This is a genomic window from Haloprofundus halophilus, from assembly GCF_003439925.1.
Lineage (GTDB): Archaea > Halobacteriota > Halobacteria > Halobacteriales > Haloferacaceae > Haloprofundus > Haloprofundus halophilus.
Genome location: NZ_QQRR01000002.1, coordinates 1,062,697 through 1,085,681, shown reverse-complemented (window position 1 = coordinate 1,085,681; position 22,985 = coordinate 1,062,697). Strand labels below are relative to the sequence as shown.

General features: G+C 67.0%; 20 protein-coding genes and 1 tRNA gene. 6 read left to right on the top strand and 15 right to left on the bottom strand.

The genetic code is table 11. The features are described from left to right. Window positions 1-363: 363 nt before the first annotated feature. Both DV709_RS15210 and glmS read left to right on the top strand, forming a co-directional pair. Complete coding sequence (locus DV709_RS15210) at window positions 364-1,722, top strand: helix-turn-helix transcriptional regulator (protein WP_198665731.1); 1,359 nt, start codon at window positions 364-366, stop codon at window positions 1,720-1,722. Between the two features lie 898 nt (window positions 1,723-2,620). Beyond that, window positions 2,621-4,423, top strand: a complete 1,803-nt coding sequence (gene glmS / locus DV709_RS15205) for a glutamine--fructose-6-phosphate transaminase (isomerizing) (protein WP_117595237.1) — start codon at window positions 2,621-2,623, stop codon at window positions 4,421-4,423. A 276-nt stretch (window positions 4,424-4,699) separates the two neighbouring features. On the opposite strand, the gene glmM is transcribed toward glmS, so the two are convergent. Next, on the bottom strand, window positions 4,700-6,016 hold the full coding sequence (glmM, locus tag DV709_RS15200; protein WP_117595236.1) for a phosphoglucosamine mutase: 1,317 nt from the start codon (window positions 6,014-6,016) through the stop codon (window positions 4,700-4,702). A gap of 447 nt (window positions 6,017-6,463) precedes the next feature. Between glmM and DV709_RS15195 the strand changes: the two genes are divergently transcribed. After that, a complete protein-coding gene (locus DV709_RS15195) occupies window positions 6,464-7,480 on the top strand; it encodes a rhodanese-like domain-containing protein (RefSeq protein WP_157972757.1) in 1,017 nt (338 codons plus the stop codon). A 281-nt stretch (window positions 7,481-7,761) separates the two neighbouring features. Here the strand turns inward: DV709_RS15195 and DV709_RS15190 are convergent. The 4 genes from DV709_RS15190 to DV709_RS15175 all read right to left on the bottom strand — a co-directional run bounded on the left by DV709_RS15190 (window position 7,762) and on the right by DV709_RS15175 (window position 11,907). Continuing rightward, a tRNA-Glu gene (locus DV709_RS15190) sits at window positions 7,762-7,836 on the bottom strand. A 75-nt stretch (window positions 7,837-7,911) separates the two neighbouring features. Next, a complete protein-coding gene (locus DV709_RS15185) occupies window positions 7,912-9,099 on the bottom strand; it encodes a helix-turn-helix transcriptional regulator (RefSeq protein WP_157972756.1) in 1,188 nt (395 codons plus the stop codon). A 133-nt stretch (window positions 9,100-9,232) separates the two neighbouring features. Continuing rightward, on the bottom strand, window positions 9,233-10,384 hold the full coding sequence (locus tag DV709_RS15180; protein ID WP_117595233.1) for a metal-dependent hydrolase family protein: 1,152 nt from the start codon (window positions 10,382-10,384) through the stop codon (window positions 9,233-9,235). A 107-nt stretch (window positions 10,385-10,491) separates the two neighbouring features. Then, window positions 10,492-11,907 (bottom strand): WD40/YVTN/BNR-like repeat-containing protein, encoded by a 1,416-nt coding sequence (locus tag DV709_RS15175; RefSeq protein ID WP_117595232.1) that lies wholly within the window; start codon window positions 11,905-11,907, stop codon window positions 10,492-10,494. A 117-nt stretch (window positions 11,908-12,024) separates the two neighbouring features. Here DV709_RS15175 and DV709_RS15170 point away from each other — a divergent pair, with 117 nt between their 5' ends. Beyond that, a complete protein-coding gene (locus DV709_RS15170; RefSeq protein WP_117595231.1) occupies window positions 12,025-12,759 on the top strand; it encodes an SDR family oxidoreductase in 735 nt (244 codons plus the stop codon). Between the two features lie 15 nt (window positions 12,760-12,774). Here DV709_RS15170 and DV709_RS15165 read toward each other — a convergent pair whose 3' ends face one another. From DV709_RS15165 to thyX, 4 genes are all read right to left on the bottom strand, one after another. Then, complete coding sequence (locus tag DV709_RS15165; RefSeq protein ID WP_117595230.1) at window positions 12,775-13,572, bottom strand: MOSC domain-containing protein; 798 nt, start codon at window positions 13,570-13,572, stop codon at window positions 12,775-12,777. Between the two features lie 66 nt (window positions 13,573-13,638). After that, entirely contained in the window at window positions 13,639-14,373 is a 735-nt protein-coding gene (gene psmA, locus DV709_RS15160) for an archaeal proteasome endopeptidase complex subunit alpha (protein WP_117595229.1), read from the bottom strand. Between the two features lie 178 nt (window positions 14,374-14,551). After that, window positions 14,552-15,046: a dihydrofolate reductase gene (locus DV709_RS15155; RefSeq protein WP_117595228.1), complete on the bottom strand. Its 495-nt coding sequence runs from the start codon at window positions 15,044-15,046 to the stop codon at window positions 14,552-14,554. Window positions 15,047-15,050: 4 nt separating this feature from the next. Next, window positions 15,051-15,794: an FAD-dependent thymidylate synthase gene (gene thyX / locus DV709_RS15150; RefSeq protein WP_117595227.1), complete on the bottom strand. Its 744-nt coding sequence runs from the start codon at window positions 15,792-15,794 to the stop codon at window positions 15,051-15,053. Between the two features lie 107 nt (window positions 15,795-15,901). On the opposite strand from thyX, the gene DV709_RS15145 reads away from it, so the two are divergent. Next, complete coding sequence (locus DV709_RS15145; protein WP_117595226.1) at window positions 15,902-16,486, top strand: MBL fold metallo-hydrolase; 585 nt, start codon at window positions 15,902-15,904, stop codon at window positions 16,484-16,486. A 2-nt stretch (window positions 16,487-16,488) separates the two neighbouring features. Here DV709_RS15145 and DV709_RS15140 read toward each other — a convergent pair whose 3' ends face one another. Both DV709_RS15140 and DV709_RS15135 read right to left on the bottom strand, forming a co-directional pair. Continuing rightward, entirely contained in the window at window positions 16,489-17,328 is an 840-nt protein-coding gene (locus tag DV709_RS15140; RefSeq protein WP_117595225.1) for an ATPase, read from the bottom strand. A gap of 3 nt (window positions 17,329-17,331) precedes the next feature. Continuing rightward, the gene (locus tag DV709_RS15135; RefSeq protein ID WP_117595224.1) at window positions 17,332-17,607 is read right to left on the bottom strand and encodes a DUF5827 family protein; all 276 of its coding nucleotides are present in this window, start codon (window positions 17,605-17,607) and stop codon (window positions 17,332-17,334) included. Window positions 17,608-17,839: 232 nt separating this feature from the next. On the opposite strand from DV709_RS15135, the gene DV709_RS15130 reads away from it, so the two are divergent. Continuing rightward, window positions 17,840-18,256 carry a DUF7522 family protein gene (locus DV709_RS15130; protein WP_117595223.1) on the top strand — a complete coding sequence of 139 codons (417 nt, stop codon included), beginning with the start codon at window positions 17,840-17,842 and terminating at the stop codon, window positions 18,254-18,256. 84 nt (window positions 18,257-18,340) lie between these two features. Here DV709_RS15130 and sod read toward each other — a convergent pair whose 3' ends face one another. The 4 genes from sod to DV709_RS15110 all read right to left on the bottom strand — a co-directional run bounded on the left by sod (window position 18,341) and on the right by DV709_RS15110 (window position 22,910). Then, the gene (gene sod / locus DV709_RS15125) at window positions 18,341-18,940 is read right to left on the bottom strand and encodes a superoxide dismutase (RefSeq protein WP_117595222.1); all 600 of its coding nucleotides are present in this window, start codon (window positions 18,938-18,940) and stop codon (window positions 18,341-18,343) included. A 290-nt stretch (window positions 18,941-19,230) separates the two neighbouring features. After that, a complete protein-coding gene (locus DV709_RS15120) occupies window positions 19,231-19,848 on the bottom strand; it encodes a superoxide dismutase (protein WP_117595221.1) in 618 nt (205 codons plus the stop codon). Window positions 19,849-20,111: 263 nt separating this feature from the next. Further along, window positions 20,112-21,866, bottom strand: coding sequence for a histidine kinase N-terminal 7TM domain-containing protein (locus tag DV709_RS15115; RefSeq protein ID WP_117595220.1), 1,755 nt, complete (start codon window positions 21,864-21,866; stop codon window positions 20,112-20,114). Window positions 21,867-21,971: 105 nt separating this feature from the next. Then, on the bottom strand, window positions 21,972-22,910 hold the full coding sequence (locus DV709_RS15110) for a UbiA family prenyltransferase (protein WP_117595219.1): 939 nt from the start codon (window positions 22,908-22,910) through the stop codon (window positions 21,972-21,974). Between the last annotated feature and the right edge of the window lie 75 nt (window positions 22,911-22,985).

Below are 22,985 nucleotides of genomic sequence, written 5' to 3'. Positions count from 1 at the left end.
CCCGCCTGACGTCATCCTTCCCCCGTTTACCTCCGTCGGGCCGTTATGTAAGAGAATAATTAAGAATATCCGAATGCGCGATTATTTCAATGACCTGTTACCGGCCAATTCGAGCCTCCAGGGCGTGTTCCGACCGATACCTGAAATTAGTCATTGTAGAACACTTGTATCGGTAATGAGACATTACGACACCGAAAGAACTACGTTCGACATCCTCCGACCTCTCGTATCCACCGGTCGAGGAGAGAGTGTGACGTGACGCAATCGAAACACCGTGTCGCTCGGACGATGCTAGCCCTCAGTGTAGTCCTCGCGAGTGTCTCCGCGCTCGCAGCGGTGGCTCCAGTCGCCGCGTCGCAGCCAGTGGCGTCGAGTGCGAACTCCTCGTTCGAGGGGCTCTCGGTCTCGGAGAAGGGGACCCTCCAACAGGGCGACCAGACGTACGTCTGGCGGAACGAGTCGAGCACGCTCTCGACGCGCTTTCATAACGCCGGAAACAGCTCGCTGTACGAGTTCTGCGCTCACGTCGAGGACGACGACGGGAAGCGGGTCGAACTCGACTGCCAGCAGATGAACGTCGACCCGGACGGGTCGCGGAGAGTCACGTTCGACTTCGAGCGATATCCGGAGGGTATCTCCGGCGAGCGCAACGTCACCGTCGTCGCCTCCCGCGGATTCGGAAACGAGGAAGCCGTCGCCGAAACGACGGCGACGTACACGTTCGTCGAGCGGGCCGGCGACCACGACGGTGACGGCCTGGTGAACGAACGCGAGGTCCAACTCGGGACCGCTCTCGACTCCCGAGACACCGACGGCGACGGCCTCTCGGACGGCACGGAGGTCGACGACCGCGGGACGAACCCCCTGGACCCCGACACCGACGACGACGACCTCAGAGACCAACAGGAGATAATCCTCGGAACCAACCCTCTGGACGCAGACACCGACGGTGACGGTCTCTCCGACGGCGCGGAAGTCGACGACCACGGGACGGACCCGCAGGACCCCGACTCCGACGGCGACGGCCTCTCCGACGATCAGGAACTCGCGTTGGGGACCGACCCGCGGAACGAGGACACCGACGGCGACGGACTCCTCGACGGCGAGGAGGTCGACAGACACAACACGGATCCGCTGAACTCCGACACCGACGGCGACGGCCTCGCCGACCGCGCGGAAGTCGACCGCTACGGCACCAGCCCGCTACGCGTCGACACCGACGGCGACGGCCTCACCGACAGTCAGGAGATTGCGCTGGGAACCAATCCGAACAACCCGGCAACGACCGTCGGCTTCGCCGGCCTGGCGCTGGCCGTGCTCGCCGGTCTCGGCATCTGGTACCGCCGGAGTCGGTACAGCGTCGCCGCGGTGGTCCGCAAACGCGGCAGCGACATCGTCAAGGCGGTGAAGACGGACGGCGATGCCGACCTCCGCGGAGGGGAGCGCGACCCCGCCGCCGGCGACCCGGCCGGCGCACCACCGGTGGAGGCGCAGGTACCGCTCTCCGACGACGGCCGCGTCCTCAAGATGCTCCAGGAGGAGAGCGGTCGGCTGAGACAGAGCGAGATCGTCGACCGAACCGAGTGGTCGAAGTCGAAAGTCAGCCGCCTCCTCTCGCGGATGGAGGAGGAGGGCAAACTCACGAAGATAAACGTGGGCCGCGAGAACGTCATCGCGCTCACCGACGAGACGCCCGACTGGGCCGACTCCGCCCTTCGGTGACCGCCTCTGCGATTCGATTTCGACCCCGCCCCGTCGAACCCCGAACCGAACGTCCACGCTCGCGTCCGTGCCCGTCGCCGCTGTCGACGCTGACTCACCGAACCGTTCCTTCTGCAACTCGCTGCTCCGCTGCTCTTGGACGACGCGTGCACGAGAGGGTCGATTCCGCAGTCGTACGGGTGCGGTCACCGTGCGCTCAAACGGGCTCCTGCCGCCCTCACTCGCACTCCCCTCGGCGTAGCCTCAGACAGTAGCCCTGCCCTCGTCAGCGCTCACTGTGGCCTCGAACGCTCGTCGAGAGGGAAGCAATCAGCACGCGAGCCGAGTCGCTTTCCGAGGTGTGGCCCGAACTTTCGGGAACGGTTGACTCGCCGACGGTCACCCCCGGTTCCCGTTAGTGCGCCCGTGTGCGGTCGTCTCTGTCCGCCCGGCTGGGTTGGGGACGTCCATCTCGGCGCTATCCGTCCGGACGGTTGGGGACGTCCACCTCGGCAGTTCTCGGCGGAGACACCGAGGGGGACGTCTCCCGAACGCCGTCTTACGGCCCCCGTAGCAGACGCGCCGAGTAGCGGGTGGCGGATCGGGAGGTCGGCGTGATGATCCGTCAGCGTCGGCCCCTCCATCCCGCGTCAGACCTCCGTCACACGGTATCTGAGCCGGACGGCGAGCGCCTCGCTGCGGGCGTTTCCGGGTGAGCGGTGTCTGCCGAGGTTGTTACTGTTGCACGTCGAAACGGTCTTTAGCGGCGGAATAAGTCCGCGGTTACCTCGTTCATAGTAATTGATACGGGGTAAGAGCTACGAGTATGGTCCGCCACAGTTCCGCCCTGTCGGGACGCAGTACCGAACGAAACCGCTCTGCCAGCCCTCTGGCCCGATTCGCCTCGGAGGCGATGTAGATGTGCGGCATCATCGCTCGCGTCGGCCGATCTGACTCGGTCGGTGCGCTCGTCTCCGGACTGGAGAGCCTCGAGTACCGAGGCTACGACTCCGCCGGCGTCGCCGTGAAAAACGGCACCGGCATCAAGGTTCACAAGCGCTCCGGGAAAGTCTCGGAGCTGAAAGACGCCATCCGCGGCGCGGAACCGAACGGCAACGTCGGCATCGGTCACACCCGCTGGAGCACCCACGGCGCGCCCACCGACGACAACGCCCACCCCCACACCGACGAGTCCGGCCGCGTCGCCGTCGTCCACAACGGCGTCATCGAGAACTACGAGGAGCTCAAGGCGAGCCTCGAAGCCGAGGGCGTCGAGTTCGTCTCCGACACCGACACGGAGGTCGTTCCGCACCTCATCGCCTCCCATCTCGGAGAGGTAGGTACGCCCGAAGAAGCGTTCCGCCGCGCGGTTCAGGAACTCGACGGGAGCTACGCCATCGCCGCCATCGTCGACGGCTTCGAGGCCGTCTACGCCGCGCGACAGGGGTCGCCGCTCGTCCTCGGACTCGACGACGGCGAGTACTTCCTCGCCAGCGACGTGCCCGCGTTCCTCGAACACACCGCCGAGGTCGTCTACCTCGAAGACGGCGACATGGTCGTCGTCGAACCCGGCAGCGTCGCGATGACCACCGTCGCCGGCGAACCCGTCTCCCGCGACATCGACACCGTCGACTGGGACCCCGAAGACGCCGGCAAAGGCTCCTACGATCACTACATGCTCAAAGAGATACACAACCAACCGACGTCGCTGGCGAACACGGTCGAAGGTCGAGTCGACGATGACGGCGTGACGCTCGCCGAGATAGACGCGTTCGACGACGTCTCCGAGGTCCAGTTCGTCGCCTGCGGCACCTCCTACCACGCGGCGCTGTACGGTGCGCGCCTGCTCAACGCCGCCGGCGTTCGCGCCCGCGCCTTCCGCGCGAGCGAGTACGCTACCTCCGACCCCATCACAGACGAGACGCTCGTCGTCGCCGTCACCCAGAGCGGCGAGACGGCCGACACCCTGAGCGCGCTCGGACGCGCCGACGCCGAGGGAGCCCGAACCGTCGCGGTCACGAACGTCCAGGGGTCGACCGCCTCCCGCGAGGCCGACGAGACGCTTCTCGTCCGCGCCGGGCCCGAGATCGGCGTCGCGGCGACGAAGACGTTCTCCTCGCAGGTCGCGGCGCTCTGTCTGCTCAGCCACCGCATCGGCGAGGACGTCGCCGAAGAGCTGCCGTGGGACGACCCGACGGCGTTCTTCGAGTCGCTGCGCTCGCTCCCCGAGAACGTCCGCGACGTGCTCGACGGAGACGATGCTCACGAACTCGCCAATCGCTACCTCGGCAGCGAGGCGTTCTTCTTCATCGGCCGCGACCTCGGCTACTCCGTCGCCGTCGAGGGCGCGCTGAAGTTCAAGGAGATCACGTACGAGCACGCCGAAGGCTTCGCGTCCGGTGAGCTGAAGCACGGGCCGCTGGCGCTCGTCACCCCGCAGACTCCGGTGTTCGCGGTGTTCACCGGCACCGACGACCAGAAGACGCTCACCAACGCCAAGGAGGCGCAAACCCGCGGCGCGCCCATCGTCGCCGTCGCCCCCGAGGACCACCCGGCCGTCGACGCCGCGGACGCGCACCTGCCCATCCCGGACACCGACCCCGCGCTGGCCGGACTGCTCGCGAACGTCCAGCTCCAGTTGGTGTCGTACCACACGGCGAACCTCCTGGGTCGCTCCATCGACAAACCGCGGAACCTCGCAAAGAGCGTCACCGTCGAGTAGCGGGACCTCCACCGCGGACCATTCCTTTTCGGCGACGACCGCTGCTCCGTCGAGTTCTTACTGAACTACCGACTTAGTACACTGAACTGCTGACTCGGTACACTGAACTGCTGACTCGGTACCGGACGGCTGGCCCGGTCCCGGACGGCCGACGTGCGGCTTCGAGGCGAGAGGCCGAGCAGAGACGCGATAGGAAGCCGAGACCGCGGGTGAACAGAGCGAGAAAGGTGCGAAAAGCAGCACCGAGAGCTACTGCGTCGGGTGGGCGATTGCAGGCTACCTTGCGGCGTCTTCGACCATCGCGTACGCTTCGTCGAACAGTTCTCGGGCGCGCGCCTCGTCGCGTGCTTCCGCCGTGACGCGAACCAGTGGTTGGGTCCCGCTGGCGCGGACGAGGAACCAGCCGTCGTCCAGCGCCACGCGGACGCCGTCCATCTCGTCGACGTCGTCGAACTCGTCGTGGACGCGCTCGCTCACCGCGGCCATCGTCGCCGTCTTGTCCGCGACTTCCACGCTGTCGCGGAGCGTCGGGTATCGCGGCAGTTCGTCGAGCAGCGTCTCCAGTGGTCCTTCGACGCTCACGAGTTCGGCGAGTTTGACGGCCGCGAGCGGCCCGTCGGGACAGAGCGTCTCGTCGGGCCAGATCCACGCCCCGCTGGGTTCGCCGCCGAAGGCGACGGCCGGAGCGCTCGCGGCCTCGGCGACGTACACGTCACCGACGGGCGTTCGCTCGACCGTCGCTCCCTGCGGGGAGAGCGCGTCGTCGACGGCGAGGCTCGTGTTCAGCGGGGCGGCGACGCGCTCGCCGTCGCCCGCAGCGCGGCGACCGAACAGCGCCAGCAGGTGGTCGCCGGGGACGAACTCACCCGACTCGGTGACGGCCATCATCCGGTCGGCGTCGCCGTCGTGGGCGATACCGAGGTCGGCGTCCGTGGAGGCGACGACCGAGCACAGGGTCTGGCAGTTCTCGGCCGTGGGTTCGCTCGGCCGACCGGGGAAGCTCCCGTCGGGTTGAGCGTTCAGCGTCGTCACCTCGCAGCCGAGCTTCGAGAGCGCGTGCGCGGTCAGCGCGCCCGGGCCGTTCCCGGCGTCGACGACCACCGAAAGCTCCCCGCCGAGGTCGACCGCAGAGACGAGCGCAGAGATGTGGTTCTCGACGGCGTCGTTTCGCTCCCGCTCGATTCCGACGCCTTGCCAGTCGGCACGCTCGAACGACTCCTCGCGGATGCGCTCCTCGATGGCCGCGCGGCGCTCGGCGTCGAACGCTTGGCCGCTGGGCGTCCAGAGTTTGATTCCGTTGTCCGTCGCCGGGTTGTGCGAGGCGGTGATGACGACGCCGGCGTCGGCGCCGAACTCGGCGACGCTGCGGGCGACGGTAGGCGTCGACGCGACGCCGACGCGAGTAACGTCGGTGCCGCACTCCTGCGCGCCCGCGGCGACGGCGTTGGCGAGGAAGGCACCGCTTTCTCGGGCGTCGCGTCCGAGGACGACGCGGTCGTAGTCCTCCGCCGCGAGGGCGTGACCGACGGCGAAGGCTAACTCCCCTGTCACGGCGTCACCGACTGCTCCACGGATACCGCTGGTTCCAAACATTGTCGGTAGTTCGGACTCGCCGATGGTAGTTATAGATGGAATAAATCGGCCCGTCCGACACACCACCGTCGGGGCGTCCCCGACGAAGGACGGGAGAGGGGAGAGTAGGTGGCGAGTCCGACGTCCCTCGGGTCAAAGGGTCGACGGACCCGCGATGGGTCGGCCGCGCGAACGGGTGTCAGTTCACGTGCCGTGGGAGTCGATGTGCCCGGAACACCGCGTTCGACGCGGCGCATCTCGTGAGTCACCGTCTACGCCTATTATTATAGACGAGATAAGCGCTCTCCGCCGCGTTCGTCGCCGACGGCTCCGTCGCCATCGCCGTCGTTGAACGGTTCGAAACCGTCTGGAACCGTCGCGGTGAACACCCCAGGGCGACGGTGAGTCGGGTGTTCACGCCTTACCATGTCGATAGTAAAGCGCCGAGACCGTTCAGTGGCGGACAGAATGGCATCGAAGAATATCACGCGCCGTCGGTGTATCCGGACGCTCGGCGCGGCTGCGACCGTCGGTATCGCTGGCTGTACGTCCTCTAACGACCCGGAGGGGACGCCGTCGACCGAGGAAACCGGGTCCACCGAACCGAACGCGACCGAGACGGCGGCGAACCGGACGACCGAGACGGTCACCGACGAACCCGTCGAACGGTCCGACTCTTTCGAGGACGTAGAGGGGCCGCGCCACGGCGACGACCTCCCGGCAGACCCCGACCCGATGGACGGTTATCCGCCGGAGTTCGACACCACCCCGTCCGAACGCACCGTCGACACCGGCTGGTTCGCGGCTAAACGCGTCGAACGCGACTCCGGAATGGTCAACGTGCCGCTGGTCCCGGCCGACGTCGCGTACTACTGGTACGCCCGCGGCGAGGCCCGCTTCGCCGACTCGCGGACCGACGCCGAGTACGACGCCTCGCACGTTTTCGGCGCGGTCCGGACCATCGCTCCCGACGGACTGGAGCGCAACGACCCGGTCGACGACTGGCCGAAGTCCGACCGCATCGTCGTCTACTGCGACTGCCCGAACGAGCTCGCCGCACAGCGGGCGGCGACGCTCATCCAGAACGGGTACACGAACGTGTACGCCGTCGAAGAAGGGTACGGCGCGTGGGTCGACAGCGAGTATCCGATGGCCGGGTCCGACACGGACCGCTCCGTGGACGTGCGGACTATCGCCGGACAGGCGGGGTTCGAGTACGCCGACGAGCGCGTCTGGGCGCTCCACGAAGCGACCGGCCAGCAGGAATCGGCTACGGTGCAGACCGACGGCAGCTACGAACTCGAACTCCGCTGGGTCGGCGTCGCCGACTCCGACGAGGTCACCGTCGAGACGCCCGGCTACACGCTCACCGACTCGCTCGGCGCGATGACGAGCGCCGAAATCACGGCCGAGGGCGAACTCTCGACCGACGGTGGCTCCGGTAACGACTCGTCGAAGGCGATGCTTCGGCGGCTGCTGGGGTAATCGCTGGCGTATCTCGGCGTACAGTGCTCCGATTCTGAAGCACTGACCGTCCTTCGATGCCCCTCGAATGCGGTACCTCTCTGAGACGGTTTACCGCCGTTCGCAAACGAACGCGAGTCGCTACGCTCGTTGACTCGAGTCTCGAAAAGTGCTCCGTCAGGGATTCGAACCACGGTCGTTCCGCTCGCTTCACTCTCTGATTCGAATCCCGTCGAGCATCCACTCGACCAAGCCTCGCGGCGGGATGAAGCCCGCCGCTCGGAGTAATGTAACGATAGAAGTGCTCCGTCAGGGATTCGAACCCTGGTCCTTGCCGTGAGAGGGCAAGATGATTGGCCGGACTACACCAACGGAGCGCATCTCCTACTATCCGCGAGTGATGTTTAACGTTTGCGTTTCGGAAGAGCCGTGTCTCAGCGTGGCGTACCGCGCTACTCGTCGTCGAACGGCGACCTCGCCGCTTCGGGTTCGTGACCGTCGAGGCTGATGACGTTCTCGCGGCCGACGCGGAGCTTCGAGATGAGGCCTTCGTCTTCCATCTCCGAGAGCAGCATGCTCACCTTCGACTTCGACCACTCCGTCTCCTCGACGATGCGGACCTGTCGCATCCGTCCGCCGTGATCTTCGAGCATCGAGATGACGCGGTCCTCGTCGGAGAGGAGTTCCTCGTCGGAGACCGACGGCTCCGGCGGGACTGCTGCCGTCGCCGCCTCCGTGCCGCCACCTGTCCCCGGGTCGACGCTGTCGACCGTCTCCTCGCGGCCGCGACGGTACCAGAGCGCGACGGCCACGCCGCCGAAGATGACGAGCACGGCTCCGGCGAGCCACATACTCCCGCCGCCGCTTCCGATGGGAGTCGTCGTCACGTCGTCGGTGCCGGCCGCCCCTCCGTCGCCGTCACCGTCGGCGACGATGGTCTGGGTTCCCTCGGGGACGAAGACGACCTGCGGGCGATTGTCGGTGAACCGTTTCTCGCCCATCCACGTCACCGAGTCGCTGGCGGGCAGCGAACTGGTGTTCGACTGCATCGCCACCGGCGTGACGTTCTTGAACTCGAGGCTCTCGCCCGGTTCGACGACGAGCGACTGATTCTCGCTGATGTAGAGGCCGCCCTCGAAGACGTCGCCGACGGTCACGGTTCCGCTCTCCTCGTCGGTCTGCGCGAAGTTCGTCCAGACGAACGACATCTCGACGACGCCGATGGAGTTGCCGAGACTGTCGGTCACGTACGCCTGCCGCGAGTGGTTCTGCGCGTTCATCGGCCGCTCGGTACTGTTCGCCCCGCTCTTGACGAGCGACTGTGACTCGCTCTTGAACCCGTTGTACAGCGGGGTACCGCTGTTGTTGAACTCGGTGGCGAACGCCTCGAAGTTCTCTCGTTCGGTCTCGTTCGCCAGCGTCTGTTCGTAGTGGAACGTCCACTGAGCGGAGCCGTCCTCGTGAACGACGATGCGAACTTCACTACTGTCGAACGACTGTTGCATCGATGCCATCGAGTCCGACGTGGTGTCGGCGGCCGGTCCGCCGACTCTCGTGCCCGAAAACGCCGCCGTTGGCGGCGCTATCGCCGCCACGACGAGAAAGATGGCGAGCAGAACGAACGGTGCCCGGCGGTGCATCGGCCGGATACACTCAGCGATGGGCAAAAGAGTTTGTGACACCAATCGACTGTGTCCTCGACTGTCATAATCGCTTTTCGCTGACCGTCCCCGTGCCATGTATATCTCTCGCCGTCGAACACCCGCCCCGCCGTCAGTCGACTCGTTCGCCGTCGGCGAACACCGCCGTCGGCGACTGCCACGCCGTCGCATCCGTGTTCGGGTCCGTCTCCAGGACGACGAGGTCCGCGCGGTATCCCTCGGCGACGCGGCCGAGGTCGTCGCGGCCGACGAGGTCCGCCGCGTTCACCGTCGCCGCCTCCAGCGCGGCGTCCGGCTCCAGTCCGTAGTCGACCATCAGTTCGAGTTCCCGCGGGATGTCGCCGAAGTAGTTGAACGGCGTCCCGGCGTCGGTCCCCATGGCGATGTCGACGCCCGCGTCGAGAGCGTGTTCCCACGCGCGCTCGAACCGCGAGGCGGCGTCCTTCGCCTTCTCGACCGCCTCCTCGGGGATTCCCGCCTCGACGCCGTTCTCGACGATGTTGACGAGAGCGCTCGCCGTCGGCACCCAGTAGGTTCCGTCGTCGGCCATCATCTCCGCCGCCTCGCGGTCCATGAACGTCCCGTGCTCCACGCTCGATATTCCGGCTCGGACCGCGTTCTTGATGCCTTCCTCGCCGTGAGCGTGGGCAGCCGTCGGAACGCCTTTCGCGCTCGCCGCGGAGACGGCCGCGCGAAGCTCTTCCTCGGTGAGCTCCGGCGACCCGGTCACCGCGCCGGCGGTCAGCACGCCGCCGGTCGCCATACACTTGACGACGTCCGCGCCGCGCTTCAACTGCTCGCGAGCGCCCTTCAACACCTCGTCCGTCCCGTCGGCCTCGTACCCGAACGGATGTCCGTGACCGCCGGTCATCACGATGGCTTCGCCGGCCCCGAGCACTCGCGGCCCGTCGAGGACGCCGTCGCCGACGGCCGCACCGGCGTCGAGCGCCAGCGTCTCGCGGCTCCCCAGGTCTCGAACCGTCGTCACGCCCGCCTCGACGGCGGCTTCGAGGTTCGCGACCGTGCGGTAGCCCGCGGTGTACGGACTGTCGCCGAACACCGTGCTCACGTCGGGACGCCCGTCCATCGAGACGTGGACGTGCGTGTCTATCAACCCGGGTGCGATCACCTGTCCGGAGACATCGGTCCGGTCGTCGCCCTCCGGTACGTCGCCGACGGCGACGATTTCGCCGTTCTCGATGGCTACGTCTGCCTCCCGCGTTCCGTCCACGTCTGAGACTAACCCACCAGTCAGTACGTGCATGTCTCGTGGTTAGTGCCTCGCCTCCTAAAAGAGGCGATGGCGGCAGCCTAGAACGCGTACGCGACGGTCGGCGACCGCCGAAGCCGTTACGACCGTCTCGGCCCGTGTCACCGCGGCTGTTCGCTCGCTCGACGGGTCGCTCGCCGTTCGAGCACGACGCCGTCGTCGCCGACGGCGACCTGACGGTCCGCCGCGACGCAGACGCCGCGAAGCGTCTCGTCGGTCGGCATCTCGCGGCGCTGCCAGTCGCCCTCGTCGCCGTCCAGTGCCGTCCCGTGCTCGCCGACGGCGACGACTCGCTCGCCCCGTTCGGCGGCTATCGCCCAGAGGCCCTCCTCCGTCGGGCGGACGGGCGTCCAGCGCGTCCCGTCGTACCGGTGAATCGTCCCGTCGTCCTCGGCGGCGAACGCTTCGGTGTTCGACCCCTCGCCGGACACCGGTACGAGGGCCGTCAACGTTCCAGCGCCGTCGATACCGATTTCGTCGAACGTCTCGCCGCCGTCGGTCGTCCGGAACACCGACCCGTTCGTGTCGGCGAGGTAACCGCGCTCGGCGTCTCCGAACGCGACGGCCGCGAAACTCGACCCGCTTCCGGGTTTCTGCGGTTCGCCCCATCGAACTCGCCGACCGTCGTACTCGCCGCGGCGGACCTCGCCCGACCCGTTCACCAGGACGACGACCGCCTCGTCCGCCCGCCCCGTGACGGCCAGGTCGGTGATAGTGCTCGTGTCCCCGCCGGGCGCGGAGTAGTCGGTGTGTCGGCCCGACTCCGCGTCGATTCTGCCGAGCGCGCCACCGTCGCCGGCGACCCAGACGGCGCGTCCGTCGTCGGTGACGTCGACGCCCGTCAGGTTCTCCCCCTGCGCGCCGGGGCCGGTTTCGAGTACCGCGGACCACCCGCCGTCTCCGCGCGCGAGGACGTACCCGTCCTCTCCGACGGCGTAGACCGCTTCCTCCGTGGCGACCGCATCGGAGAAGTCGACGCCGACCGGCGAGTCGACGCTCGTCCACGCACCATCGTCTTCGGTCGTCGCGTCGGATTCGCCCTTCCGGTCGGGTTCCCCGCCCTCGACGTCGTCGCTCACGTCCCCGCGCTCCCCGCCCCCGTCGGCATCACTGTCGTCGAGGGTCGCCGCCGTCGACGGCGGCGGTCGGGGGTCGGTGCGGTCGCGGCGCGCGCCGCTCTCGTCGCTCTCGCGGTCGACGTTTTCGGACCTGCTGGCGCTCCTGGCGTCCAACTCGGACGGTTTCGCGGTCGGTGAGGGGTCGGACCGGCGGGCCTCCGGCTCCACGTTTCGGCCGGGCTCCGGTTCGGGTTCGGGTTCGGCGTCTCCGTCTCGTTCCGCGTAGACGTAGAGCGCCGGTCCCACGTACGACACCACCGCCAACAGCGCGAACGCCTCGTGGTAGATAGTGAGCAGACCGAACGCAGTCATCGCGGCGGCGCTGGCTGCGTGGACACCGCCGCGGGCGTACTCCCGGTAGAACTGTGAGAAGTCGCGCACGCGACCGTTCGACGACATGAGTTCCGATAGTCGGCGGAGCACAATCAGCGTTGTCGCCGCCGGGGCGCGGCGGGCACCTCCGATTCGCTCCGTTTCGGCCTCGGAAACTAAGTCACGGCCCACCTATCGGGACGTATGGCAGACGAACTCGCCGGACGCGTCGCACTCGTGACGGGTGCGAGCTCCGGAATCGGCGCGGCGACGGTACGGAAACTGGCGGCCGAGGGCGCGAACGTCGCGCTCTCCGCGCGCCGAGAGGAACGACTGACCGAACTCGCCGACGAACTCGAAACCGAACACGGGGTCGAGACGCTCGTCGCCCCGGCGGACGTCCGAGCGGAGTCGGCGGTCGACTCCGTCGTCGCCGACACCGTCGAGCGGTTCGGCACGCTGGACATCGTCGTCGTCAACGCCGGGCTGGGACTCGGCTCCGGCGTCGACATCTCGACCGAGGAGTACCGGACGATGATGGACACGAACGTCGACGGCGCGTTCTTCACCACGCGTGCGGCGCTGCCGCACCTCCGCGAGACCGAGGGTAACCTCGTCTACGTCGGCAGTTTCGCCGGCAAGTTCCCCAGACCGTTCAACCCCGTCTACGCCGCGACGAAGTGGTGGCTCCGCGGGTTCGCCCACAGCGTCGAGGCGGCCGCCGGCGACGACGGCGTCGGCGTCACCGTCGTCAACCCGACGGAGGTCCGAACCGAGTTCGGCGCGGAGATAGACGAGGCGTTCGAGGACCGCTTCGACCCCGGCGAAGTCACCGAACCGGAGGAGATAGCCGACGCCATCGCCTTCGCCGCCGAGCAGACGAACTCCACGGTGAGCGAACTCGACCTCTTCCGCCGGGACAAGTTCTCGGACTGGTAGCCCGACTCCCCGCCTTCACGCGGGTTTCGCGCCCCGTATCTCCACCTCGTCGCCGACCGAGAGCGTCTCGCCCCAGTCGGACTCGTCGACGCGGGTGTTGACCATCACGCGGAAGTGGTGGTCGAACCAGTCGCCGCCGCTCCAGTCGGGCATCGTCTCGCGGCGCTTCTCGACGAACCGCTCGCGGAAGCCGTCGTACTCCGAACCGGTGTCGGGGTCGCGCGAGGGGACGACGCAGCGCTGGCACGGGTTGACGCCCTCGAAGGCGACCGAGTCGTCACCGTCGCCGACGGCGAACTCCACGACCTCGTCGCGGCTCGAAAAGAGGCGGTCCTCCCAGAACGCGGGGACGCCGTCGACTTCGAGGTTCGGCCGGAGGCGACGGCGCATGCTCTCGGGGTCGACGTCGGGATACCACGACGAGAGCTCTCGAACCGTCGCCGTCGAGATAACCGTCGGCCCGGAGGCGTCGGTGTCGTCGGGGAACCCGCCGGCGCGCTCGCGCTCCAGCGTGACGGGTTCGCCGAAGTACGACGAGAGCCAGTCGGTCAGGTCGTCGCTGCCGAGCGAAAACGTCCGTGCGTCGCCATCGCGGGGTTCGAGACGCACCGTTCCGTCTCGGCGGTCGACCGCCGAGCGGAGTCGGTGGACGTCGCGGTTGCGCTTGCCGTTGACGTACCGGCCGTCGGCGTCGAACAGCGCGAACTCCCTGTCACCGTCGAGACCGCCGTTCTCGACGACGGTGGCGGCGTCGACCGTCTGCGGGTCGAGCGATTTTATCGGGTAGACGAAGATTCGACGAAGCGTCGCCATCGTCGGTCGTTCGCCGCGGGGCCGCAAAACAGTCGTGGTCGGCGGCGACTCGGCGGCGGTCTCCGGTTACTCGTCGTCGTCGTCGACGTCGAGTCCGTCGATGACGGCGGCGATCTCGTCGGTGCTGTAGGTGTGGTGCCCCGACTCGTCGACCGTCGAGAGACTGACGCCCTCGGCGGCGATCTCGTCGTCTTTCGCGCCTTCGAGGAGCGCCTCGACGGCGAGCGTCACGCCGTCGTCGACGCTCATCTCGGGGTCGTACGCGTCTTCGAGGTACTCGCGGATGGTCGCGCTCTCGCCGCCGATGGCGACGGCCTTCCACTCGTGGGGCGTCCCCGAGGGGTCGGTCTCGAACAGCCGCGGACCGGAGGCGTCGACGCCGGCGACGAGCAGCGCCGCGCCGAACGGGCGCGTGCCGCCGCGCTGGGTGTTCTCCTGGATGAAGTCGGTGACTTCCTTCGTGAGCCCCTCGACGCCCGCCGGTTCGCCGTAGCGGAGGCGGTTGACCTGCGCCTCTCGACGGGCGTAGTCGACGAGTCGCCTGGCGTCGGCGACGTGGCCGGCGCTGGCCGCGCCGACGTGGTCGTCGACCTTGTGGAGTTTCTCGATGCTCTCGGTGACCATCAACGACGAACTCGACCGGGTCCGGGCGGCGAGAACGACGCCGTCCGCCGCGCGGATGCCCACGACGGGCGCGCCGCGCTTGACCGCTTCGCGCGCGTATTCGACCTGGTAGATGCGTCCGTCCGGGGAGTACAGCGAGGTGCCCCGGTCGTACGCTTGCTGGTTAGAGTTGTTCATCGCGTATCACCGTCGGTTCGACCTGTCCGTGCGAGGACGCTGCCGGTCATCGGACCTGTCTACGAGGCCCGTCCGGAAAAACTCTCGCTAAGACGAATTATAGCAGATATCACCGTCCGTCCGTACTATCCGACCCGCTGACACCCGAAAACGCCCGACAGAAACCGATTCGCTGGGTTTACTCGCGACGCCGGTACTCGACGAAGTCGAACTCGCCGCGTTCGTCGCGCGCGACCTCGACCCACGAGTCGCGGTCGAACGCCGGAAACTCGGTGTCGCCCTCGAACGACTCGTGAATCTCGGTCAGCACGAGGCGGTCTGCGCGCGGGAGGAACTGCTCGTAGACGGTCGCACCGCCGACGACGAAAACGGTTCCGTCCCCCTCACCGACGAGTTCCCTCGCTGCGTCCATCGCGGCGTCGACCGAGTCGGCGTGAATCGCCCCCTCGGGGAGGTCCATCTCGTCCCTGCTCAGGACGACGTTCGTCCGCCCCGGCAGCGGTCCGCCGAGCTGTCGAGCGATGCTCTCGTATGTCCGTCGCCCCACGACGACGGGGTGACCCATCGTCGTCCGCTTGAAGTGTTCGAGGTCCTCGGGGTAGTGCCACGGCACGTCGCCGTCGGCCCCGATGACGCCGTTTTCGGCGACGGCGGCGATGAGAGCGAGTTCCATTCGACTACGGCGCGAGGCGGTTCTTGCGGTTGCGCATCTTCTCGTCGTAGTACTCGAACGTGATGGGACACCACTCCTCGGCGAGTTCCAGCACCGACTCGGTGAGCTCTCGAATCTCCCACTGGGCGTCGGCGGCGGCGCGCATGTCGGCGACGTGCATCAGCATCCGGACGTTCATCGACATCACGATGTTGACCTCCGTGCCGATTGGGAGGACGAACCGGGCGTCCTCCGGCGGCATCCCGAGGTCCAAGAGTTCCTGGTAGTCGGCGACCGACCGACTGACCGACTCGCGGAACAGTTCCTTGCGCTTCTCGACGGTCTCCTCGTCGACCGCCCCGGTCTTCTGGTTGCGGCCGACCCAGTCGGGGTCCGACGCCGACGGCGGCGTGACGACCATCTCGCCCGCGGCGACGTCTGCGGGGTCGACGTCGTCGAAGGCGACGTACCGCATCGACTGCACGTCGAAACTGACGTGGCGGTGTCGCGTGATCTGCGCCATGCAGGAGCGACTGACGCCCTCGATGGCGAACGTCGCCTGCGGGTGTTCGAACGGCCCGAAGTGGCCGTGGCTCAGCAGGTGGCCGATGAGCGTCTCCATCTTCTCTCTCCCGGTGTCGCCGTCGACGGTCGCCATCGTCTCCTCGAACGACTGGCTGCCGACGAATTCCGCGGAGTAGTCGTTTCTCGCGCCCTTGCAGACGAGCTTCTCGGGGTTCGGCGTGGCTTCGAGTAGGCGTACGTCCATATCCGAGGGGAGGTGACTCAGGGCGCAAAAAGGGCACTCATTGTCGTCAGCGTCGGCCGCCCGTCGCGGACCGATGGAGTAGAGTCCACCCCGACCGAATCGGTCGTGTGATTCAGAACCTCGCCGGAGGCGTCTCCGCCTTCACCAGCAACGCGTTTCTCGTCGAGGGCGACCGAACCGTCCTCGTCGACACCGGCGCGAACTTCGACCTCGTCTCCGAACTCCGCGACCGAGTCGGCGACGACGGCATCGACGCCGTCGTCCTCACCCACACTCACCCCGACCACGTCGGCAACGTGGACGCCGTCCGAGAGGCCTTCGACGCGGAGACGTGGGGATTCGACCCCGAGCAACCCGCGGTCGACCGCGCCATCGAGGACGAGTCGACGGTGCGACTCGGCGACGGGGAGTACGTCGCGCTCCACACGCCCGGACACAAGAACGACCACCTCTGCTTCTACAGCGAGGACGCGGGGACGCTGTTCGCCGGCGACCTCGTCTTCCAGAACGGCGGGTTCGGACGCACCGACCTGCCGGAGGGCGACCGCGAACTACTGATACGGAGCATCGACCGCGTACGGTCCGTCGTCGACGACTCGCTCGCGGCGATGCACGTCGGGCACGGCCCGAGCGTCCTCGAACGGCCGTACGACCACGTGGAGATGGCCGCCCGCGCGGCGAGGTTGGGGTGAGTTCAGCGCCTCACCGAGTCGACCAGCGCGTCGTACGCGTCGGCGTAGGCGTCGGCAATTCGCTCCGGGTTCCCACGCGCCTCGCCCCCGAGCGCCGGTAACCCGACCGTCGACAGCGGTTGTATCAGCTCGACCACGCTGTCGACGTACTCTTCGAGCCGTCCCTCGCGTGGCCCGCCGCTCGCCGCTTCGCGGGCCTTGAGATATCGGTCCGCGTCGTAGATTCGCGCTCGTCCCGGTTCGACGACGGCGACCGCGTCGAACGACACGCCCGAGAGCGGGACCGCGATGTCGCCGTACGATTCGACGACGCTCGTCTCCGTCGCGGTGACTCGCCGTGCGAGACGCTCCGCGGCCGGGACGTGTCGGTCGCGCATCACCTCGTTGAACTCGGGAACCGTCCCGACGCGAGTCGCGTCGGCGAGCGGAAGCGACCGAACGGCTTCGTCGGGCAGGAGTCCGTCCGCCTCGGCGTCGGCGTTGACGACGAACTCGGGGCCGTCGCCGCCGGTCACCCTGTCGACCAGAAACGTCCGGCCGCTCTCCCCGAGCAGGCCGGTTTTGCCGGGAGTGGGTCGCCAGAGACGGTGGACGGGGTTGACGGTCTCGGGTTCGACGTCGCCCGCGCTCGTCGCCGCGAGTTTCCGGGCGTCCTTCCCGTACAGTCGCCCGGCGTCGACCGAGTTGCGGAAGTCGTCGTGGTCGAACCAGTAGTCGTTGCCCGCGCGTGGCTTGAACCCCACCGGCGCGTATCCGTCGCGTCGGAGCGACGCGAGCAAGCCGACCGAGAACGTCGTCTTCCCGGCGTCGACGCGGTCGCCGCCGGCGACGAGCAGCCGCATCCCTCAGTCGTCTCCGTCTTTCAGCCCGTAGTAGCCGGGTTCCTCGTCGTTCGGCGGTTCGGCGACGACCATCTCCTCGGAGTTGCGCATGATCCACGGAATCGCCCAGTCGAGCAGGATATCCTCGATACCCTCGTCGATCTCCGCGTCGGCGTCGAGCCCCTGCAGTAGTCGGGCGATCTCGTAGACGGTGTACATCTGGTCGGCGTCGAGCAGTTCCTCGGGGGTGTAGAAGTCGCACGGGAACAACTCCCCGAACTCGGATTTCGGTCGCGGCATACGCCAGGGTACGCCGCCCCCGTCGTAAACTCCTGCGGTCCCGCGCTGCCCCCTCCGGTTCGGAGCGCCGTCTCGAATCTCACTCCGCCGCACACAATTTTATTGTACACAAAAGCAGTATTATATAATACGGGATTGACCAGTTGGAGAACCGTAATGCGTCCGACAACCGTCTGACACCTGTCCAATCTATCACAAAAATGGTTATGACACACCCACGAATGGAGAGAGTATGAGCGACGCGACGGAGCGACTCCTCGTGTCGATCCGACGGTTCGGCGGTGAGTCGCTCCGCGACGTATGGCTGTTCGACCAGTGGACCCACGAACAGCTGTACGTCCGGTCGGATGTCGCGAGCGACCTCTCGGCGCTCGACGTGGACGCGCTCATCGACAACGAGCGCTACGGCTACGTCACCCGCGATACCTACGAATCGCTGCTCGACGACGAGTACGCCTACACGGTTCGCGGGTTCGAGAAGACCGAACAGTTTCGGACGTTTCTCGCCGACTGTGACCACCGTATCGGCGTTCTCGCGGGGTTCGACCGCTCGGGCGGCGGTCACGACTTCGCACGGCTGCACGAGGATATCGTCTCCGCCGTCGAGGAGACGCCCGTCGAGGAGTTCGTGCCGAGCACCTGCGACTGAGACGCCGACAGAGCCCGATTCTCCGTTCGATTCGGCCGTCGCTCGACGGCCGGTAGCGTCGAAAAAACTGTCGGGGTCGTCGCGTTATTCGAACAGCTCGACGGCCTGGTCGTAGCGGGTGCTGGGTTCGTCCCAGTCGACGACCTCGAAGAACGCGTCGATGAAGTCGCCGCGCGCCGGGCCGTAGTCGTAGTAGTACGAGTGCTCCCAGACGTCGAGTGCGAGAATCGGGTGGCCGCCCCAGATAGCGCCCTGGTCGTGCTTGTCGACGACGACGTTGCGAAGCTGGTTCGAGAACGTGTCGTAGACGAGAAGCGCCCAGCCCGAGGCGTCCTTCGCGGCGGCTTCGAACTCGCCCTTCCAGGCGTCGTAGGAGCCGAAGTCCTCCTCGATGCGGTCGGCGAGGTCGCCCGACGGCTCGTCGCCGCCCTCCGGCGACATGTTCTGCCAGAACAGGTCGTGCAGAATGTGGCCCGAGGAGTTGTGCGTGACGCTACGCATCGCACCGCCCGAGGAGCCGAACTCTCCGGCTTCGCGGTTCTCGGCGAGCGTCTCTTCGGCCGAGTTCCAGCCGTTCACGTAGCCCTGGTGGTGGGTGTCGTGATGCCAGGTGAGAACCTGCTCGGAGATGTGGGGTTCGAGTGCGTCGTAGTCGTACGGGAGTGGGTCGAGTTCGTAGCTCATACTGAATCCTCCAGTTCGAATGATACTCTGCTGCGATGTTAAAGATTGAGGAGTCATACGATAGCACGACTCACGAAGCGGTGGGCTACGCGTACGACGCCGCTTCGAGAGGGCAGCGGTCACCCACGGGCGCGGACAGCCGTCAACGGTGTCGCGGACGTGGACCACCGTCGACAGTGTCACGGACGCGGACAGTCGTCGACGGTGTCACGGACGCGGACGGTATCGCGTTCGCTCGGTCGTCTCCGAGCGAAGGCGGGCCGCCGGGAACGACGAGCGGAACCGGTCGCTCACCCGGTGATGAGGCTCGCCGACTGCGCCTGGTCGTAGCGTTCGGCGACGTCGTCCCAGTCGACGACGTCCCAGAAGTTGTCGACGTACTCGCCGCGTCCGTTCTCGTACTGGAGGTAGTAGGCGTGCTCCCACACGTCGAGCACCAGAAGCGGCGTCGCGCCCTGTGGAGTCTGGTTCTGGTGGTTCTCGGCCATCGTCACGATGGGTTTGTCGGCGACGTGGTCGTAGGCGAGGAAGCCCCATCCGGAGCCTTCGACGCCCTTCGCGGCCGCCGAGAAGTGGTCTTTGAACTGGTCGAAACCGCTGAAGTGCTCGTCGAGGGCGTCGGCGAGTTCGCCGCCCGGTTCGCCGCCGCCGTCGGGCGACATGTTCTCCCAGAAGACGGTGTGGTTGACGTGCCCCGAGAGGTTGAACGCGAGGTTGCGTTCGACGCCTTTGATGTCGCCGTAGTCGCCGTCGCTCCGCATCTGTTCCAGTTTGTCGAGCGCCGAGTTCGCACCGTCGACGTACCCCTGGTGGTGTTTGTCGTGGTGGAGTTCCATGATGCGCGCGTCGATGGACGGTTCGAGTGCGTCGTAGTCGTACGGGAGGTCCGGAAGTTCGTATGTTGCCATTCCGTAGGGGTACTCAACGAAGAAACGATTAAACGTACTGTCAGTGGTTAGCTGTGCTGACTTTCAACAGAAACTGTCTCTCTGTATCGGCAGTCTCTCGGCGTCGACAGACCTCCGCGCCGGCAGTCTCTCGGCGCCGACAGACGCTCTACGCCGTCGGCCTCGGGACGGCGTCTCGCGTCGCTCGTACTCCAGTTCGCCGTCGTCGTCGAACCAACTACGTGGGCCGTGTAACTGGTTTATCGCCAGCAGTGTTCGTCCGTTCACTCGCTTACAGTCGGAGATTCGCTCGTCTCTGCCCGACTCGGAGCGGTCTCTGGCTCCCCTCGATTCTCACTGTCCGCCGAGACGACCGGCACCTCGACGGTGACCACCGACCCCGTCGGGTCGTTCTCCTCGAACTCGACGGTACCGTCGGCGATGCCGACCGCCCACGCGACCAGCCAGAGACCGAGGCCGCTGCCGTGTTCGAGCGCCGTCTCCGTGCCGCGTTCGAGAACCGCCTGTTCGTAGACGTCGATGCCCGGCCCGTCGTCGGCGACGACGAGTCGAACGCGACCGTCGTCGACGGTGGCGCTCACCTCGACGGTCGGGGTCGAACCGGTGTTGTGTTCGACCGCGTTCTCGACGAGGTTCGAGAGCGCCGGGCCGAGCACCGCGTTCACGTGCGCGTCCGCCGGCAGCGCCTCGACGCGAATCTCCGCGTTCGGATACCGGTCGGCGACGTCGGCGCTCCGTTCGGTCACGAGGTCCGAGACCGGGACCGCCCGCGAGTCCCGGCGGACCTGCTCGAAGATGTCGACGATCTGCCTGGCTTTCTCGCCCATGTCGGCGATGGCTATCGCCCGTTCCTTGATTATCTCCGCACGGTCGCTCTGGGGACCGCCCTCGTCGGCGACGAGGTCGGCGTAGCCGTAGATGACGTTCGTCTCGTTGCGGATGTTGTGTCGAAGCACCCGATTGAGCACTTCGAGACGTTGCTGGTGGCGCAGGTGCTCGTCGACGTTGTGATAGGCGATGACGCGGCCGACGTACCGGCCGTGGAAGTCGCTGATCTCCGTGACCGTCACGTCGTAGTGCCGCCGCCCGTTTCGGCCGTCGACGGTGACGTGCTCGGACGTCGTTCCGACGCTCGGAACGCGGTCGTACTTCGGGAGCACCTCCCCGGCCGGTCGGCCGAGCGCCGCGCGGGCCGTCGTCCCGAGCATCTCCGTTGCACTCTCGTTCATATCGACAATGTACTCGTGGCTGTCGACGACGACGGCGGCGTCCTGCATGCGCTCGAAGACGAGTCGCCGCGCCCGGCGGTTCGGAGCGGGACTGGTTCCGAGCAGTCGAAACTTGGTGAGCGCACCGAGGTACGCGACGCCGGAGATAGCGAACGCGACCGGCGTCGGGTCGAGTCCCGGAACCGGGACCGCGCCGTACAGAAAGAGGATGTTGCTCACCCACGGCGCGATAGTCCCGATCAGCAGTGCGACGCTCTGCCCGCGGAACTGTGAGGTCTCGCTTCGGACGTAACCGAGGAGCGGAACCGACCCGACCAGCCCGAGAACGTACGTGTAACTGGCGGTCACCCAGTACCACGGACCGCCTTCGCGGCGCAAGGTAGTGACGTCGTCCCGCACGACGAGTTCCGACCCGGTGTAGAGGAGGTCGTGGTAGTCGCCGGTCGCCGCCAGCGCCACCGTAACGACGGGAACGACGGACAGAAGCGCGATGTACTTGGACCGGACGTACTGGTCGCGACCGGTGTACTCCATCGCGAACAGCACCCACGCGACGGGGATGACGACGACGCCCACCCACTGGACGTCGGACCAGAACGCCTTGGCGGCGAGCGTCGTCGCTTGTAGTTCGAACGCGAAGAAGACCGACCACCAACTCTGCCCGGCCAGCATCGCAACCAGCGGCGTCGCTCCGGGTTCGGGCCGCTCGCGCCAGGCGAGCAGCGTCGCGGTCAGCCCGATGCCGACGGTGGCGAGTACGACCACGTACAGTTGGCTCAGTGCGCTCACAGGCGTACTCTCCGATGTGACTGCTCACGTATTAACTTCCCGACGAAAGTCAGTACCGCAGACGTGTCGCGTTCGGCGGCGTCTCCGGGGCCGTCCACCTCGCTTTCAGACGAGGACGACGGTTGCGAGCGTCGCACCGACGAGCAGGTACTCGCACTCGGACGCGAGCGTGAGGAGTTCGTAGTCCTCCGTCCGACCGATTCGGGAGACGACCGACGACGAGTACGCGATTCCGACGCCGAGCGCCGTGGCGACACCCGACGGGAGGAGGCCCGTACCGGCCGCGTAGACGACTAACGCGAGCGAAACGAGGTCGAGCCCGTACAGCGCGTACCGCGTCCCCCGGACGCCGAGGACCAGTGGCAGCGTCGAGACGTCGGACGCTCGGTCGCTCTCGACGTCACCGACGTTCGGTAGCTCCGTGTCGACGAACGAGCGAAGGAAGAAGTAACAGAAAACGACGCCGGCGGCGGGCGTGAACGCCCGTCCGGCGAACGCCAGCGGCAGGAACGTCAAGGTGACCGCCCACGCGAACGCCACGACGGCCGTGTTGACGACGAGTATCTCTTTGAACCGGGCGAACCGAACGCCGACGTCGGGCATCCAGTCGGAGGCGTACAGGACGCCGAACATCCCCGGTAAGAGGGTGATACCCAGCGCGTACGGGCCGCCGAGCACCGACAGCGCGACGGCGAGCCCGTAACAGACCGACGCCATCAGGTACAGTACGTCGCGGTGACGTCTGACGAAGGCGGCCTGACGCGGGTTCGACACCTCGTCGCTCTCGACGTCGACGAGTCGGTCGTAGGCGTAGACGGCGAACGTCACGAACGCCACGACGACCGGCGCGGGGTTCGCTTCGATGCCCAGAAGCATCATCACGATGGCGAGCTCCACCGCCGCGATGACCGCGAGGTACGCCGAACTGTACATCAGGGCGTCGCCCGCCCGCTCGCCGTACTTCGTCGTTCGGTCGACGATTCGTTCCCACCACGCCGCCGTACTCTCCGCCTCTACCGTCTGATGTGAACTTCCGTGTGTCATTGGTTGCCCGCTTCGACGGGGAGGGCGTTCGGAGAGCCCGAATCCGTCGTCTCGTTCCGAGCGAACACCTACTAC

Coding starts and splice junctions, on each gene's coding strand:
- glmS (WP_117595237.1), top strand. CDS start 2,621: ATGTGCGGCATCATCGCTCGCGTCGGCCGATCTGACTCGGTCGGTGCG.
- glmM (WP_117595236.1), bottom strand. CDS start 6,016: ATGTTTGGAACCAGCGGTATCCGTGGAGCAGTCGGTGACGCCGTGACA.
- DV709_RS15195 (WP_157972757.1), top strand. CDS start 6,464: ATGGCATCGAAGAATATCACGCGCCGTCGGTGTATCCGGACGCTCGGC.
- DV709_RS15185 (WP_157972756.1), bottom strand. CDS start 9,099: ATGCACCGCCGGGCACCGTTCGTTCTGCTCGCCATCTTTCTCGTCGTG.
- DV709_RS15180 (WP_117595233.1), bottom strand. CDS start 10,384: ATGCACGTACTGACTGGTGGGTTAGTCTCAGACGTGGACGGAACGCGG.
- DV709_RS15175 (WP_117595232.1), bottom strand. CDS start 11,907: ATGTCGTCGAACGGTCGCGTGCGCGACTTCTCACAGTTCTACCGGGAG.
- DV709_RS15170 (WP_117595231.1), top strand. CDS start 12,025: ATGGCAGACGAACTCGCCGGACGCGTCGCACTCGTGACGGGTGCGAGC.
- DV709_RS15165 (WP_117595230.1), bottom strand. CDS start 13,572: ATGGCGACGCTTCGTCGAATCTTCGTCTACCCGATAAAATCGCTCGAC.
- psmA (WP_117595229.1), bottom strand. CDS start 14,373: ATGAACAACTCTAACCAGCAAGCGTACGACCGGGGCACCTCGCTGTAC.
- DV709_RS15155 (WP_117595228.1), bottom strand. CDS start 15,046: ATGGAACTCGCTCTCATCGCCGCCGTCGCCGAAAACGGCGTCATCGGG.
- thyX (WP_117595227.1), bottom strand. CDS start 15,794: ATGGACGTACGCCTACTCGAAGCCACGCCGAACCCCGAGAAGCTCGTC.
- DV709_RS15140 (WP_117595225.1), bottom strand. CDS start 17,328: ATGCGGCTGCTCGTCGCCGGCGGCGACCGCGTCGACGCCGGGAAGACG.
- DV709_RS15135 (WP_117595224.1), bottom strand. CDS start 17,607: ATGCCGCGACCGAAATCCGAGTTCGGGGAGTTGTTCCCGTGCGACTTC.
- DV709_RS15130 (WP_117595223.1), top strand. CDS start 17,840: ATGAGCGACGCGACGGAGCGACTCCTCGTGTCGATCCGACGGTTCGGC.
- sod (WP_117595222.1), bottom strand. CDS start 18,940: ATGAGCTACGAACTCGACCCACTCCCGTACGACTACGACGCACTCGAA.
- DV709_RS15120 (WP_117595221.1), bottom strand. CDS start 19,848: ATGGCAACATACGAACTTCCGGACCTCCCGTACGACTACGACGCACTC.
- DV709_RS15110 (WP_117595219.1), bottom strand. CDS start 22,910: ATGACACACGGAAGTTCACATCAGACGGTAGAGGCGGAGAGTACGGCG.